Consider the following 14,888-nt stretch of genomic DNA (forward strand, 5'->3'; position numbering starts at 1 on the left):
TGACGGCCCCGTCGTGACGGCGCGGGCCGCGCGGTCAGGTTCAGGTGTCCACGGTGCCGCGGCGGATGTCCTCGATCCGCTCCTCGAAGGTCGAGGCGTAGCGCGCCTTGACCTCGAGGGCCTTCTTCTCCCCGTGCTTGCGGAGGGCGTTCATGAACATGCTGTAGTCCTTCATGACGCGCATGGTCTCCCCGTCCTCGACGATCTCGCCCTTGTCCATCCAGACCACGCGAGTGCAGAGCTCCCGGATCACGGGGGCGGAGTGGTTCACCAGGAATCCCGTGCCGGACCGTGCGATGAGGTCCTTCATGGCCTGGTTCGACCGCTCTCGGAAGGCATCGTCGCCGGTGGAGAGCGCCTCGTCGATCATGATGATGTCCGGCTTGGCGGCCACCGAGATGGAGAAGCGCAGTCGGGCCCGCATGCCGGAGGAGTAGGTGCGCATGGGCATGCGGATGGAGTCACCGATGTCCGCGAGCTCGGCAACCTGCGCGATCCGGGCCTGGACCTCGTCCGGGGTGAGCCCCATGGCGAGCAGGCCGATGCGGATGTTGTCGAGGCCCGTCAGATGCGGCATGAGGGCCGCTCCCACGCCCATGAGCTGGGGCTTCGAGGCAGCGAAGACCTCGCCTGTGGTCGGGGCCTCGACGCCGGCGAGGACGCGCAGCAGTGCGCTCTTGCCGGAGCCGTTGCGGCCCACGAGGCCGATGAACTCGCCCTGGCGCGCAGCCAGGCAGACGCCGCGGACGGCGTGCACCACGCCGCGCTCACCGGCGGACGAGAAGAGCCCGCGCGTCTTCTCCTCGCGGGCGATGCGCACCGGGTAGTCGAGCGTGATGTCGGTGGCCAGGAGGGTGAGGTCTCCGAACTGCCGTGCGTCGTCCGACGCGTCGGTGTCTGCGCGGCCGGACTCGCCGGCGTTCCTGTCATCGGTACTGGTCACGGCCGTAGGACTCCTCTCCGAGCCAGAAGACGAAGAAGCCCACCACGGACAGACCGACGGCGCACGCGCCGAGGGTGGTCCAGTGGGCGGCGGACGGCATGACGCCGTCGATGATCAGGTCGCGGTACATCGTGAGGACGACGAACACGGGATTCATCTCAATGATGTCGTGGAGCACCGGGTACCGGTCGGTGAAGCGGGTGATCGGGAAGATCACGCCGGAGCCGTACATCAGGATGCGGGTCACGAACTGCATGAGGCGGCTGACGTCCGGGAACAGGGTGCTCGCCCGCGCCAGCAGGAGCATGATGCCGAAGTTCATGAGGATGTGCAGGGCGAGCACGACCGGGACCAACAGCCAGGTCCACTCCGGCGTCTCGTGCGGGGGGATGACCATGACGAGCACGAACATCACGCCCACGGCGAGCATGCGCTGCAGAACGTCGAAGAGCAGATCCGCGATCGGCAGGGCCATGCGGGGGAACTGGAAGGCCCGTGTCAGGGACATGTTCGAGGAGATCGTCCGGGTGCCGCCGGTGAGTGCGGCACCGGTGAACTGGAACATGAACACGCCGATGATGACGAAGGCGACGTAGTTCGACATGCCGCGGTCGAACTGGAGGAGCACGCCGAAGACCAGCCAGTAGAACGTGGCATCGAGCAGCGGGCGGAGGATGAGCCAGAAGGCACCGAGCCTGCTGTCGTCGTTGCTGGTCACCACACGGCTGCGGGACTGCCACCAGATGAAGTGGCGACGCTGCCAGAGCTGACGGATGTAGCTGCCGAGCCCGGGACGTCCGGTGACCGAGGTCAGGTGGGACGCGTCGCCGTAGGCGTCGTGGACGGCGCTGCGGAACTCGTCGGTCCGGGACGCGGGTCGCCCGTCGTGGCGCTGTGTCGACATGGGTGTGTGCGCCTGCCTTTCTCACCGTGTGTCCCATGGACGTCGGGTGGCGGCCAGGGGGTCGTGTCACGGTCGCGCGCCGCCGGCAGAGCCGTGCGGGGCACGGCACGACGACGCCGTCGCCGCCGGAAGGCGGCGTCGACCGCTGTACCAGTGTAGGAGACCGCGCGGTGCCGGCGGCGATCCTGCGTGCCGACCGGTGCCGGACGGGGCCGTGGACTATGGTGGGGGCAACTCGAGGGCGGGCGACGTGTGCCCGGTGAACCAGTGGCCTCGAGACCGCCGACTCCCACACAGCGAGGAACACTGTGAAGAAGATCATGCCGATCTACGGCACCCGTCCGGAGGCCATCAAGGTCGCTCCGATCGTGAAGGCGCTGGAGGCGTCGGACCAGTTCGACTGCGTCGTGGCCGTCACCGGCCAGCACCGCGAGATGCTGGACCAGGTCAACGAGCTGTTCGGCATCGTCCCGGCCCACGACCTGAACATCATCCAGCCGCGCCAGACCCTGAACTCGATCTTCGCGAAGATCCTCGAGGGCGCGGACCGCATCCTGGTGGAGGAGAAGCCGGACGCGGTCGTCGTCCAGGGCGACACCACCACCTCCACCGCCGCGGCGATCGCCGCGTTCAACCTGCAGATCCCGGTGGTGCATGCCGAGGCCGGCCTGCGCAGCTTCGACATCATGTCCCCGTTCCCGGAGGAGGCGAACCGCAAGCTCACCTCCCAGCTCGCGTCCCTGCACCTGGCGCCGACCCGTGTGTCCAAGGCGAACCTGCTGCGCGAGGCCGTGGACGAGGCCGATGTGTACATCACCGGCAACACCGTGATCGACGCCCTCCTGGAGGTCGTGGACAAGAAGATCCCGTTCACCGACCCGCAGCTGGCGGAGGTCGAGCAGAAGGTGGCGCAGGGCACCAAGGTCGTGTTGGTCACCACCCACCGCCGCGAGAATCAGGGCGAGGCCATGCGCGGCGTCGGTCGTGCCCTGGCCCGCCTGGCGAAGCAGAACCCGGAGGTCCTGTTCGTCCTTCCGGCCCACAAGAACCCGGTGGTCCGCGAAGCCGTCCTGCCGTTCCTCGAGGGCCTGGAGAACATCGTGGTCACCGAGCCGCTGGCCTACGGCGAGTTCACCCACATGCTGTCCCTGGCGAACGTCGTGCTCACCGACTCCGGCGGCGTCCAGGAGGAGGCCCCGGGCCTCGGCAAGCCGGTGCTGGTGATGAGGGAGAACACCGAGCGCCCGGAGGCGGTGGAGGCCGGCACCGTCCGCCTCATCGGCACCGCCGAGGACGTCGTGTTCGAGCAGGTGCAGACCCTGCTGCACGACGAGGCCGCCTACAAGGGCATGGCCAACGCGGTGAACCCCTACGGCGACGGCAGGGCCGCCGGCCGCACCGTCTCCGCCATCGCTCAGATGCTGGGTGTCGGCGAACGGGACTCCGAGTTCGACGACGGCCTCGGGGAGCGCTGAGCCACCAGCCTCCGCCGGCAGGCCCACGACGACGGAGCCCGCCTTCTGCAGGGAAGGCGGGCTCCGTCGTGTCCGGGATCCCGGCACTGACGTGCCGGCGGTGCAGGCGAGGCGGACGACGGGGTGGGGGCCGTCGTCGGGAAGCAGGTCCGGCAGCGGTGCCGGCGTGCCGCTCAGCTCTCCTCGGGCGAGGTGCGTGGCTTCTCCGGCGGGACGATGACCGGCAGGGTGCCCGTGCGGGGCCCGCCGGGGCGGACCGGCAGGTTGGTCTCCGGGGCGCGGGCCCAGGCGATCGCACCGATGGCCAACACGGCGCCGGTGGCGAAGAAGGCCCAGTCCCAGCCCCACATGTCCGCCATGGCACCGGCGAGCAGCGGACCGATGATCGCGCCCATGTCTGCGGACATCTGGGCCGTGGACATGACGTGGCCGGCCTTGCGCTCCTGGCCGACCATGTCTGCGATCGCCGCCTGCTGCGGGGAGTTGAGGGTGCCGGTGCCCGCGCCGGCCAGCAGACAGGCGACGAGGAACAGCGCGGGGGAGGAGGCGAGGCCGATCAGGCCCGTCATGACCGCGGTGGTGGTCAGGCCGATCAGGATCAGGGGCTTGCGTCCGTGGACGTCGGACAGGCGTGAGCTGAACGTCACGGCGGTGACGTTCCCCGCGGCGAACAGGGACAGGGCGAGGCCGGACATCAGAGCGCCGTCCACCGCGTACCCGAACAGGGCTGCGCCGGCGAACGCGGTGGAGGCGTAGAGCGGCATCACGGAGTTGCGGACGCCGAAGGTGGCCCAGCCGTTGGAGAAGAAGGAGACGAGCGCGGCCCGGTAGGAGGGCAGTGCGAGGGCCTCCTTCAGCGGCATCGGCGGTCGGGAGTCCTGCACGCGGCGGTCGGCGCGGCGGGTGTCCTTGAGCTGGAAGAACACCAGCGCCGCGGCGCAGACCAGAGCGGTGCCGTAGATGAGGAACGGGATGCGGAAGCCGAACACGGACAGCGCCGAGCCGACGATCGGGCCGACGATGTTCCCGACGAGGAAGGCGGAGGCATAGGCGCCGGAGACGCGGCCGCGGATGGTGGGCGGGGACTTGCGGGCCAGGAACGCCATCGCGGAGACGGTGAAGAGGGTGGAGCCGATCCCGCCGAGGGCACGGAAGACGATGAGCTGGGTGAAGTCCTGGGCGAAGGCCGTGAGGAACATGGACAGGGCCACGATCAGCACGCCGGTCATGTACACGGGCGTCTCGCCGAGCCCGTTCGTCAGCCGTCCGGACACCGGGGCGAAGAGCAGACGCGTCACGCCGAACGCGGACACGACGGATGCCACGGCCATCGCAGAGGCGTTGAAGGAGTGGGCGTAGGCCGGCAGCAGGGGAGCGATGAGGCCGAAGCCGATGGCGATCGTGAATGCGGCGGCCACCATGACCTTGATCTCACGGGGGAGGGGGATGCGGGTCGCGTCAGATCGTCGGGTGGCCATAGGGCGGATTGTCTCACGGAAGGGCAACGGGGTCTGTGACAGACTGGAAGCGTGGAGTTCACTCTGATCATCGCTGTTGTCATCGCCCTCGCCGTGGGCGTGGTCCTGGTCGGCTTCCTCGACCGCCGCCCCGCGCCGCCGAAGGGCACCTACAAGGAGGTCCGGGACCCCGACGACCCGGGCCGTGGCGGCACCGCCGTCCTCGAGCGCGAGCCGGAGGTCGTCGAGCCCGAGGCCGAGCCGGAGCCGGAGGTCGTCGAACCCGAGCCAGAGGTCGTCGAGCCCGAGCCGGAGGTCGTCGAGCCCGAGGCCGAGCCGGAGCCGGAGGTCGAGCGGCCGGAGGCCGCGGGCTCGCGCCTGCAGCGCCTGCGCGCCCGGCTGCTGAAGTCCAACAACGTCTTCGGCAAGAGCCTGCTGGCCCTGCTCTCCCGTGACCGGATCGACGAGGACGTCTGGGACGAGGTGGAGGAGACCCTCCTCATGGCGGACCTCGGCACGGAGCCGACCATGGAGCTCGTGGACCGCCTCCGCGACCGGGTGAAGGTCGAGGGCACCCAGGACCCGGAGCAGGTCCGCTCGCTGCTGCGCGAGGAGCTGCTGGCCATGGTGGACCCGTCCATGGACCGCCGCCTCGAGGCCTCCCGCAAGGGCGACCGCCCGGCCATCACGATGGTCGTGGGCGTCAACGGCGTCGGCAAGACGACCACCGTGGGCAAGCTGGCACGTGTGCTCGTGGCCGAGGACCGCAAGGTCGTCCTCGGCGCCGCGGACACCTTCCGCGCCGCCGCCGCCGAGCAGCTCGCCACCTGGGGTGCCCGCGTGGGCGTGGACACCGTCCGCTCGGACAAGGACGGCGCGGACCCGGCATCGGTGGCCTATGAGGCCGTCGCCGAGGGGATCCGGCAGGAGGCGGACGTCGTGCTGGTGGACACCGCCGGACGCCTGCAGAACAAGGCCAACCTCATGGACGAGCTGGGCAAGATCAAGCGCGTCATCGAGAAGCAGGGCGAGGTGGACGAGGTCCTGCTGGTCCTGGACGCCACCACCGGCCAGAACGGGCTGACCCAGGCCAAGGTGTTCGCCGAGGTCGTGGACGTCACCGGCATCGTGCTCACCAAGCTCGACGGCACCGCCAAGGGCGGGATCGTCGTCGCCATCCAGCGCCAGCTGGGCGTTCCCGTGAAGCTCGTCGGCCTGGGCGAAGGCGCCGACGACCTGGCGCCGTTCAGCGCCGAGGGCTTCGTCGACGCGCTGCTCGCCGACTGACCCCGCCGGTCCCGCGGACAAGGGGACCCACGATGACGGCTCCGTCGCCTTGCGAGGCGACGGAGCCGTCGTCGTTCCCGCACCGGGACGACGGGGTCGGATCCGGCCGGCTGTCGGCTGTGTCACACGATGGAAACAATCCCTTACCTCCCCGCAACACGGGGGCGCGCAACGGGCAACACGGGACGGGGAGCCTGGTCACAGGTCGCGGCCCGGTCCATCCCCGCCGGCGCCGCGGCGGCCCCCCACACGACGCACGGAGAGGACGACGAGAGATGGACGTCGAGCTGACCCCCCTGAGTGCCGAGGCGGTGTGGACCATGGTCTGCGCCGGGCTCGTGCTGCTGATGACCCCCGGACTGGCCTTCTTCTACGGCGGCATGACGCGCGCCAAGGCCTCCCTGAACATGATGATGATGTCCTTCATCTCCATGGGCCTGATCGGCGTCGTGTGGGTGCTGTGGGGCTACAGCATGACCGGCGGCGACGGCTTCGCCGGGATCGTCGGCAACCCGTTCGCCGACGTCGGCCTCTACGGTGCGGTGAACACCGAGGACCTCGTGGGCATCGGCTTCGGCGCCACCTTCGCGATCATCACCGTCGCCCTGATCTCCGGGGCGGTCGCCGACCGTGCCAAGTTCAGCACCTGGTGCGTGTTCGTCCCCGTCTGGGTGACCCTCGTCTACTGCCCGATGGCCTTCATGGTCTGGGGCGGCGGCCTGCTCTCCGCCGACGGCGCCATCGGCTCCGTGGTCGGCGAGGCCGTCGACTTCGCCGGCGGCCTCGTGGTGCACACCGCGGCCGGCGTGGCCGCCCTCGTGCTGGCCCTGATGCTGGGCAAGCGCGCCGGCTTCGGCGTGGACCCGGGCCACCGCCCGCACAACATCCCCTTCGTGATGCTCGGCGCCACCCTGCTGTGGTTCGGCTGGTTCGGCTTCAACGGCGGCGCCGCCACGGACGTCCAGACCGCCGGCCTGATCTGGGTCAACACCCTGGCCGCCCCGGCCGCCGCCATGGTCGGCTGGATGATCGTCGAGGTCGTCCGCCACGGCCGCCCGACCTCCCTGGGCACCGCCTCCGGCATCGTGGCCGGCCTGGTCGCCATCACCCCGGCCTGCGCCTACGTGGACCCGGTGGGCGCCGTGGTCATCGGTGCGGTCGCCGGCGCCGCCGCCGCCCTCGCCGTGAACCTGAAGTACAAGCTCGGCTTCGACGACTCGCTCGACGTGGTGGGCGTGCACCTGGTCGCCGGCATCATCGGCACCGTGATGATCGGCCTGTTCGGCCGCCCGGAGCTGGTGTCCGAGGTGGGCATGGCCGGCCTGTTCTACGGCGGCGGGCTCCGCCTGCTGCTCGCCCAGGTGGTGGCCGTGCTGTTCACCATCGTGTTCACCGGCGTGATGACCGCGATCATCGCCTTCGTCCTCAAGGCCGCCATGGGCCTGCGCGTCTCCGCCGAGGAGGAGGAGCGCGGCGTCGACCTCGCCCTGCACGCCGAGTCCGCCTACGACTACGGCCTGGGCACCGCCTACAGGGAGGACGGCGCCGAGGCGCAGGCCGCCGAGCCCACGCCCGCGCGCTGAGCCCGACGGCGACGGCCGCCTCCCGCCGCCGCCCGAGGACACCGAGGGCCCGGACCGCCGCACGGCGGTCGGGGCCCTCGCCGCATCGTCCGCCCTTGCTTCGGTTGCTACCCTGGTGGGGCGCCGACGGCGCCATCCGACGCCGGGCCCCTCGCGCCCGTGCCGATCCCGCCCCCTTCCGAAGGACCACCACCGCCGTGTTCAACTCCCTGTCTGATCGTCTGGCCAACACCTTCCGCAACCTGAAGGGCAAGGGCCGGCTCACCGAGGCGGACATCGACGCCACCGCGCGCGAGATCCGCCGTGCGCTGCTGGACGCCGACGTGGCCGTGCCGGTGGTGCGTCAGTTCATCGCGCAGATCAAGGAGCGCGCGCTCGGGGCGGAGGTCTCCCAGGCGCTGAACCCGGGCCAGCAGGTCGTGAAGATCGTCAACGAGGAGCTCGTGGAGATCCTCGGCGGCGAGACCCGCCGCATCCAGCACGCCAAGACCGGCACCACCGTGCTGATGCTCGTGGGCCTGCAGGGCGCCGGCAAGACCACTCTCGCCGGAAAGCTGGCCCACCAGCTGAAGTCCGACGGGCACACCCCGCTGCTCGTGGCCTGTGACCTCCAGCGACCGAACGCCGTGAAGCAGCTGCAGGTGGGCGGCGAGCGTGCCGGTGTGCCGGTGTTCGCTCCGCACCCGGGCGTCTCCTCCGAGTTCGAGGTTCCCACCGGGGACCCGGTCCAGGTGGCCCTGGACGGCATCGCGGAGGCGAACTCCAAGTACCACGACGTGGTCATCATCGACACCGCCGGCCGCCTCGGCGTGGACCAGGAGCTGATGCAGCAGGCCAAGGACATCCGCGCCGCCGTGAACCCGAACGAGGTCCTCTTCGTCATCGACTCGATGATCGGCCAGGACGCCGTGGCCACCGCCCAGGCGTTCAACGAGGGCGTCGGCTTCACCGGCGTGGTGCTCACCAAGCTCGACGGCGACGCCCGCGGCGGCGCCGCCCTGTCCGTGCGGCACGTGACCGGCAAGCCGATCATGTTCGCCTCCACCGGCGAGGGCCTGAAGGACTTCGAGGTCTTCCACCCGGACCGCATGGCGTCCCGCATCCTGGACATGGGCGACGTGATGTCCCTCATCGAGCAGGCGGAGAAGAACTGGGACCGCTCCGAGGCCGAGAAGATGGCCAAGAAGTTCGCGGACCAGGAGGACTTCACCCTCGACGACTTCATGAGCCAGATGCAGCAGCTCAAGAAGATGGGCTCGATGAAGAAGATGCTCATGATGATGCCGGGTGCCCAGAGCATGCGGCAGCAGCTCGAGCAGTTCGACGAGAGCTCCATCGATCGCGTCGAGGCCATCATCAAGTCGATGACCCCGCACGAGCGCGTGGCGCCCAAGATCATCAACGGCTCCCGTCGCGCCCGCATCGCCAAGGGCTCCGGCGTCTCCGTCTCCGAGGTCAACGCCCTGCTCGAGCGCTTCGGCCAGGCCCAGAAGATGATGAAGAAGATGGCCTCCGGCGGCGGCATGCCCGGCATGCCCGGCATGGGCCCCGGCCCCGGCAGGGGCGGCACCCGGAAGAAGGGCAAGGGCAAGGGCAGGCAGAAGGTCCGCTCCGGCAATCCGGCGAAGGCCGCGGCCGAGCGTCAGGCCCTTGAGGAGCGTCGCGCCCGCAGCGCCCAGAAGCCGGGCTCCATGTTCGGCCAGGACTTCGACCCGTCCAGCTTCAACGCCCAGGACCTGAACCTCCCGGCGGGCTTCGACAAGTACCTCAAGGACCGCTGAGCCCGGCCCCCGCGCCCCTCGGGCGCGGCGCGACGGACAGGGTGGCGCGCCCGACGTGTGTTCCGGGCCGATCTCTGGCAGAATGGCAGGGCACTGAGCGCGCGGACGACCCTCTCTCCTCCGCCTGCGCTCCGTCCCGCGGTCCGGCCGACGAGGATGCGCCCCACGTCCCCGGCCGAGCACCGCACCTTAGACCAGAAACAGGAGAAACCACAAACGTGGCTGTCAAGATTCGACTGAAGCGCATGGGCAAGATCCGTGCTCCGTACTACCGCGTGGTCGTCATGGATTCCCGTACCCGCCGCGACGGCCGTGCGATCGAGGAGATCGGCAAGTACCACCCGACCGAGGAGCCGTCGTTCATCCAGATCGACTCCGAGCGCGCGCAGTACTGGCTGTCCGTCGGCGCCCAGCCGACCGAGCAGGTCGCCGCACTGCTGAAGGTCACCGGCGACTGGCAGAAGTTCAAGGGTGAGGCCGGCGCCGAGGGCACGCTGAAGACCAAGGCCGAGAAGGAGGCCTTCGTCGCCGGCGACAAGGAGTCCGTGATCCTGCCGGAGGCCCCGAAGGAGGAGGCCCCCGCAGAGGAGGCCGAGTCCGCCGAGGGCGAGGCTGAGGCCGCCGCTGAGGAGTCCGACTCCGTCGAGGGCGAGACCGCCGAGGCTGAGGCCGAGAAGGCCGAGTGACCATGCTCACCGAGGCTCTCGAGCACCTGGTGCGCGGCATCGTGGACAACTCGGACGCCGTCCGCGTGGACGCGCGGCGGCAGCGCCGGGGCGAGATGCTGGAGGTCCGTGTCGACCCGGCCGACCTCGGGCGGGTGATCGGCCGTCAGGGCCGCACCGCCTCGGCACTGCGCACCGTGCTGGACGGGCTCGCCGGCCACCCCGTCCGCGTGGACGTGGTGGACACCGACCGCCGCCGCTGAGCACGTCGGGCACACGCCTGTGACCACGGCCCGCCGCCACCGGTAGAACGGTGGCGGCGGGCCGTCGTCGTCCCCGCATCCAGAACGTCCGTCCCACCCGAGGAGACACCCGCATGAGCACCCGCACCGAGGGCCTGGTTCGCCTGGCCCGCATCGGCAAGCCCCACGGCATCCGTGGCGAGGTGACGGTCCAGCTGTTCACCGACGACCCCGAGACCCGCTTCGCCCCGGGCTCCGTGCTCACGGCCGAGGGGCCTGCCGGCACCCCGGCCGAGCTGACGGTCACCCGGGCGCGGTGGAACAAGCAGATCCTCGTCCTCGGCTTCGAGCAGTCCCCGGACCGCAACGCGGCCGAGGCGCTGCGCGGCACCCAGCTGTTCGCCTCCCCGGAGGACCGGGTCGAGGACGACGAGTGGTACGAGGACGACCTGCTGGACCTCGCCGTCGAGACCGACGGGCGCCGCATCGGCACCGTGGTCGGTCTGATCACCGGCACCGCCCAGGACCTGCTGGAGATCGCCGTGGAGGGCCGCGACGAGCCGGTCCTCGTGCCCTTCGTGGAGGAGATCGTGCCGGAGGTGGACGAGGAGCGCGGCGTCGTGCTGGTGACCCCGCCGCCCGGCCTGCTCGACCTGAACGAGCCGGGCGCCGACCAGACCCCCGAAGTGGAGCCGGAGGCCTGAGCTGTGCGCATCGACGTCGTCTCGATCTTCCCGGACTACCTGTCCGCGCTGGACATCTCCCTGATCGGCCGTGCACGTCAGGACGGTCTGCTGGACGTGCGCGTCCACGACCTGCGCGAGCACACCCACGACCGCCACCGCACGGTGGACGACACCCCGTACGGCGGCGGCGCCGGCATGGTCATGAAGCCGGAGCCGTGGGCCGAGGCGCTCGAGGCCGTGGCCGCGGACTCGCCGGTGGAGCGGCCCACCCTGCTCGTCCCGACCCCGTCCGGCACCGTCTTCTCCCAGCCGCTGGCCCGTGAGCTCGCCGAGCACGAGCACCTCGTGTTCGCCTGCGGCCGCTACGAGGGCATCGACGAGCGCGTGTTCCAGTGGGCGGCCGAGCGGTTCGACCTGCGCCTGGTCAGCCTCGGCGACTACGTGCTCAACGGGGGAGAGGTGGCCGTGCTCGCGATGGTCGAGGCGGTGGGGCGCCTGATCCCGGGCGTGATCGGCAACCCGGAGTCGCTCGTGGAGGAGTCCCATGAGGACGGGCTGCTGGAGTACCCGGTGTACACGAAGCCCTCCCGCTGGCGCGGCCACGACGTGCCGCCGGTGCTGCTCTCCGGCGACCACGGGAAGATCGCCGCATGGCGTCGCGCCCAGCAGCTGGAGCGCACCCGGCAGCGCCGTCCCGACCTGCTTGCCCAGGAGCCGTCGGCCTGAGCCCGATGTGTGGCATAATGGTGCCTTGCGTCTGCTGGGCGTCGCACCTGCCACAGGGGGTCGGCGTCGACAGCGAGACCACCGGGGCGCGGCCATCGCCGGACCCGGTCACACCGCTTCCGGTCCCCGTCCTGTCCCGCTGCGGACACGGGGCCGGCCTGTCCAGCGCGGGGGACCTGTGGCGTCCGCGTGAGGAGTATGCGACATGCACATCCTTGACTCTTTCGACAACGCCTCGCTGCGCACCGACATCCCGGAGTTCGCCCCCGGCGACACCGTGAAGGTGCACGTGAACATCGTCGAGGGCAAGACCGCCCGCGTCCAGGTGTTCCAGGGCTACGTCATGGGCCGTTCCGGCCATGGCGTGCGTGAGACCTTCCGCGTCCGCAAGGTGTCCTTCGGTGTGGGCGTGGAGCGCGTCTTCCCGGTCCACTCCCCGGTCATCGAGAAGATCGAGCTCGTCACCAAGGGCGACGTGCGCCGCGCGAAGCTGTACTACATGCGCGATCGTCACGGCAAGGCCGCCCGCATCCGCGAGAAGCGCGCCGACGCCAAGTGATCGTCCTCGGACACGGCCTGCCGTGTCCGGTCATGCGATGACGCAGCTGGAGCCCCGAGACCCCCGTCGGTCCCGGGGCTCCGCTGTGTCCGCCGAGGGAGGCGAGCCCGACCGGGGCATCCGCTGGCTGCGGAACATCGGTCTGACGGTGGCCGTGGCCGTGGTGCTGGCCGCGGTTCTGCGAGCCCTGGTGGGGCCGGTCTACCTCATCCCGTCCGGGTCGATGGAGCCTACCCTGATGCCCGGCGACCGCGTGCGCGTGAACACCTCCCACGAGCAGGGGCAGGGGCTGGACCGCGGGGACGTGGTGGTCTTCGACGGTGCCGGCAGCCTCGCCCCCTACCGCTCCCGGACGAGCCTGGACCGCGCGCTGGAGGACCTCGTCGTCTGGTGGGGCCTGGGCGCCAGATCGGACGTCTACGTCAAGCGCGTCGTCGCCCTTCCGGGAGACACCGTGCGCTGCTGCGGAGACGACGGCCGCCTCGAGGTCGACGGGGTGCCTGTCGACGAGCCCTACCTCGGCCGTGCCGTGGACGCCGGCCACCCGGCCAGCAGCACGCAGTTCGAGTTCTCGGTCCCGGAGGGCCGCATGGTGGTCCTCGGGGACAACCGCTCGGACTCGCTGGACTCGCGTGCCCTGCTCGGCGCCCCGGGCGGCGGGCTGATCGGCCTGGACACCGTGGTCGGGACCGCGGAGGACGTCGTCTGGCCCCTGGGCCGGCGGGGCGCCCTGGACGGACCCGCCGCCTCGGCCGGGGAGGGGGCGCGATGAGCGGCTCCACCACGTGCAAGCGCGTGGGGCCCACCCTCCGCCAGGTCCTCGTGATCGTTGCGGTCGTCCTGCTGCTCACCGGCCTGATGCGCCTGTTCCTGGTCCGCATCTACCACATTCCCTCCGAGTCGATGGAGGACACCCTGCAGGTCGGGGACCGTGTGGCGGTGTCCCTGCTCGTCCCGCAGGTGCTGGACCTGCGCCGTGGCGACGTCGTGGTGTTCCGGGACACCAAGGGCTGGCTGCCGGCGGTGCCCGACGACGGCCCCCTCACCTCCGTCCTGCGCATCGCCGGGCTCGTCCCCGAGCCGGCCGACGAGAACGTCGTCAAGCGAGTGGTGGGGCTTCCCGGCGACCACGTCTGCTGGGAGCCCGGCGACGCCGGCCTGACGGTGAACGGCGTCGAGGTCACCGAACCGTACCTGTTCGCGGGCGACGCCCCCTCCGTGGAACCGTTCGACGTCGTCGTCCCTGCAGGACGCCTGTGGGTCCTCGGCGACCATCGCAGCCGCTCTGCGGACTCCCGCGCCCACCAGGACGGCCCGGGCGCCGGCTTCGTCTCCGTGGACGACCTCGTCGGACGTGCCGAGGCCCGGGTTTGGCCGGTGTCCCGGTGGGGGAGCGCCGGCTCGGATCCGGACACCTTCGCCGGCGTGCCGGAGGCGTCACGATGAGCCCGCGGCGCCCGGTGATCACCGCCGGACTGCACCTGGAGTCCGCCTTGGCCCAGACCCGGGGCGCCACGGCGCAGACTCCCCTGCTCGTGGCCGGCATGGACGAGGTGGGCCGCGGCGCGATGGCCGGTCCGGCCGTCGTCGGAGCCGTGGCCGTCCGGGTGCCGACAGACGAGGCGCCGCCGCCCGTCCGGGACTCCAAGGCCCTCACGGACCGCCGCCGGAGGAGCCTCGTGCCAGAGGTCCTCGACTGGGCGGCCGCCGTCGGCATCGGGGAGGCCAGTCCCGCGGAGATCGACGAGCACGGGCTCTCGACGGCCCTGGCCCTGGCCGGGCGTCGGGCCTGGTCCGTGCTGTACCGCAACGCCGGCGCCGAACCGGTCGCCCTGATCCTGGACGGCCGTGACGACTGGCTGACCCGCGGCACAGGCCGCGAGGTCGTGGTCGAGGTGCCGGGGCCGGTGCCGCCGGTCCCGCAGATGGTGGTGAAGGCCGAGGACCAGGCCGCCACGGTCGCCGGCGCCTCCATCACCGCGAAGGTGTACCGTGACGATCTGATGATCGCGCTGCACGAGGAGTTCCCCGCCTACGGATGGGCGGGCAACAAGGGCTACGGCTCGGCCGAGCACCGCGCCGCGATCGAGCAGGACGGCGCCGTCGTCCACCACCGCCGCTCCTGGGCGCTGCCGGTGCGGCGGGTCGAGGAGCCCGCGCTGTTCGCGTGGGGTGAGGACACCGGGCCCGACGACGGGCGGGAAGGAGCATGGCCGTGAGCGCCGACGACCTGGAGGACTTCGAGTCCGAGGCCGAGCTGCTGCTGTACCGCGAGTACCGGGACGTGGTCGGCCTGTTCCGCTACGTGGTGGAGACCGAGCGCCGCTTCTACCTGGCCAACGAGGTGTCCCTGACCCCGCACCGCTCCGGTGGCGACGTGTTCTTCGAGCTCACCCTCGAGGACGCCTGGGTCTGGGACGTCTATCGTCACGCCCGGTTCATCAAGCGCGTGCGCGTCCTGACCTTCAAGGACGTGAACATCGAGGAGCTCCCGGCGAACCCGGACCTCTCCCTGCCGCCGGACGGCCCCGGCGGATCCTTCGGCCGCTGACGGGTCCGCGGTCCTGTCCTGCACAGGCC

General features: G+C 70.9%; 16 protein-coding genes. 13 read left to right on the forward strand and 3 right to left on the reverse strand.

Annotated features, from left to right (window positions below; all coding sequences use genetic code 11):
• Window positions 1-40 precede the first annotated feature (40 nt).
• Together CEQ11_RS06665 and CEQ11_RS06670 are read right to left on the reverse strand one after the other, a co-directional pair.
• Complete coding sequence (locus CEQ11_RS06665; protein ID WP_070639741.1) at window positions 41-943, reverse strand: ABC transporter ATP-binding protein; 903 nt, start codon at window positions 941-943, stop codon at window positions 41-43.
• Complete coding sequence (locus tag CEQ11_RS06670) at window positions 927-1,847, reverse strand: ABC transporter permease (protein ID WP_088478144.1); 921 nt, start codon at window positions 1,845-1,847, stop codon at window positions 927-929. Before CEQ11_RS06670 ends, CEQ11_RS06665 begins: the two co-directional genes overlap by 17 nt.
• A 308-nt stretch (window positions 1,848-2,155) precedes the next feature.
• Here CEQ11_RS06670 and wecB point away from each other — a divergent pair, with 308 nt between their 5' ends.
• Window positions 2,156-3,322, forward strand: a complete 1,167-nt coding sequence (wecB, locus tag CEQ11_RS06675) for a non-hydrolyzing UDP-N-acetylglucosamine 2-epimerase (protein ID WP_088478145.1) — start codon at window positions 2,156-2,158, stop codon at window positions 3,320-3,322.
• 173 nt (window positions 3,323-3,495) lie between these two features.
• On the opposite strand, the gene CEQ11_RS06680 is transcribed toward wecB, so the two are convergent.
• A complete protein-coding gene (locus CEQ11_RS06680; protein ID WP_088478146.1) occupies window positions 3,496-4,800 on the reverse strand; it encodes an MFS transporter in 1,305 nt (434 codons plus the stop codon).
• A 51-nt stretch (window positions 4,801-4,851) separates the two neighbouring features.
• On the opposite strand from CEQ11_RS06680, the gene ftsY reads away from it, so the two are divergent.
• The 12 genes from ftsY to CEQ11_RS06740 all read left to right on the forward strand — a co-directional run bounded on the left by ftsY (window position 4,852) and on the right by CEQ11_RS06740 (window position 14,859).
• A complete protein-coding gene (gene ftsY / locus CEQ11_RS06685) occupies window positions 4,852-6,066 on the forward strand; it encodes a signal recognition particle-docking protein FtsY (RefSeq protein WP_088478147.1) in 1,215 nt (404 codons plus the stop codon).
• A gap of 275 nt (window positions 6,067-6,341) precedes the next feature.
• Window positions 6,342-7,649: an ammonium transporter gene (locus tag CEQ11_RS06690; protein WP_227718776.1), complete on the forward strand. Its 1,308-nt coding sequence runs from the start codon at window positions 6,342-6,344 to the stop codon at window positions 7,647-7,649.
• A gap of 197 nt (window positions 7,650-7,846) precedes the next feature.
• Entirely contained in the window at window positions 7,847-9,430 is a 1,584-nt protein-coding gene (gene ffh, locus CEQ11_RS06695; protein WP_088478148.1) for a signal recognition particle protein, read from the forward strand.
• A gap of 218 nt (window positions 9,431-9,648) precedes the next feature.
• Window positions 9,649-10,116 carry a 30S ribosomal protein S16 gene (rpsP, locus tag CEQ11_RS06700; protein WP_070639731.1) on the forward strand — a complete coding sequence of 156 codons (468 nt, stop codon included), beginning with the start codon at window positions 9,649-9,651 and terminating at the stop codon, window positions 10,114-10,116.
• A 2-nt stretch (window positions 10,117-10,118) separates the two neighbouring features.
• Window positions 10,119-10,358 carry an RNA-binding protein gene (locus CEQ11_RS06705; RefSeq protein ID WP_088478149.1) on the forward strand — a complete coding sequence of 80 codons (240 nt, stop codon included), beginning with the start codon at window positions 10,119-10,121 and terminating at the stop codon, window positions 10,356-10,358.
• 113 nt (window positions 10,359-10,471) lie between these two features.
• Window positions 10,472-11,041: a ribosome maturation factor RimM gene (gene rimM, locus CEQ11_RS06710; protein ID WP_088478150.1), complete on the forward strand. Its 570-nt coding sequence runs from the start codon at window positions 10,472-10,474 to the stop codon at window positions 11,039-11,041.
• A gap of 3 nt (window positions 11,042-11,044) precedes the next feature.
• Window positions 11,045-11,749, forward strand: a complete 705-nt coding sequence (gene trmD / locus CEQ11_RS06715; RefSeq protein WP_088478151.1) for a tRNA (guanosine(37)-N1)-methyltransferase TrmD — start codon at window positions 11,045-11,047, stop codon at window positions 11,747-11,749.
• 205 nt (window positions 11,750-11,954) lie between these two features.
• Entirely contained in the window at window positions 11,955-12,308 is a 354-nt protein-coding gene (rplS, locus tag CEQ11_RS06720; RefSeq protein ID WP_067190281.1) for a 50S ribosomal protein L19, read from the forward strand.
• A 37-nt stretch (window positions 12,309-12,345) separates the two neighbouring features.
• The gene (gene lepB / locus CEQ11_RS06725; protein ID WP_088478152.1) at window positions 12,346-13,080 is read left to right on the forward strand and encodes a signal peptidase I; all 735 of its coding nucleotides are present in this window, start codon (window positions 12,346-12,348) and stop codon (window positions 13,078-13,080) included.
• Window positions 13,077-13,754 carry a signal peptidase I gene (gene lepB, locus CEQ11_RS06730; RefSeq protein WP_088478153.1) on the forward strand — a complete coding sequence of 226 codons (678 nt, stop codon included), beginning with the start codon at window positions 13,077-13,079 and terminating at the stop codon, window positions 13,752-13,754. The genes lepB (CEQ11_RS06725) and lepB (CEQ11_RS06730) overlap by 4 nt, the downstream gene beginning before the upstream one ends.
• On the forward strand, window positions 13,751-14,527 hold the full coding sequence (locus CEQ11_RS06735; protein WP_088478154.1) for a ribonuclease HII: 777 nt from the start codon (window positions 13,751-13,753) through the stop codon (window positions 14,525-14,527). Before lepB (CEQ11_RS06730) ends, CEQ11_RS06735 begins: the two co-directional genes overlap by 4 nt.
• A complete protein-coding gene (locus CEQ11_RS06740) occupies window positions 14,524-14,859 on the forward strand; it encodes a DUF2469 domain-containing protein (protein ID WP_088478949.1) in 336 nt (111 codons plus the stop codon). Before CEQ11_RS06735 ends, CEQ11_RS06740 begins: the two co-directional genes overlap by 4 nt.
• The last annotated feature ends 29 nt before the right edge of the window (window positions 14,860-14,888 follow it).

The organism is Micrococcus sp. FDAARGOS_333, assembly GCF_002206575.2.
In the GTDB taxonomy this organism is placed as follows: domain Bacteria; phylum Actinomycetota; class Actinomycetes; order Actinomycetales; family Micrococcaceae; genus Micrococcus; species Micrococcus lylae.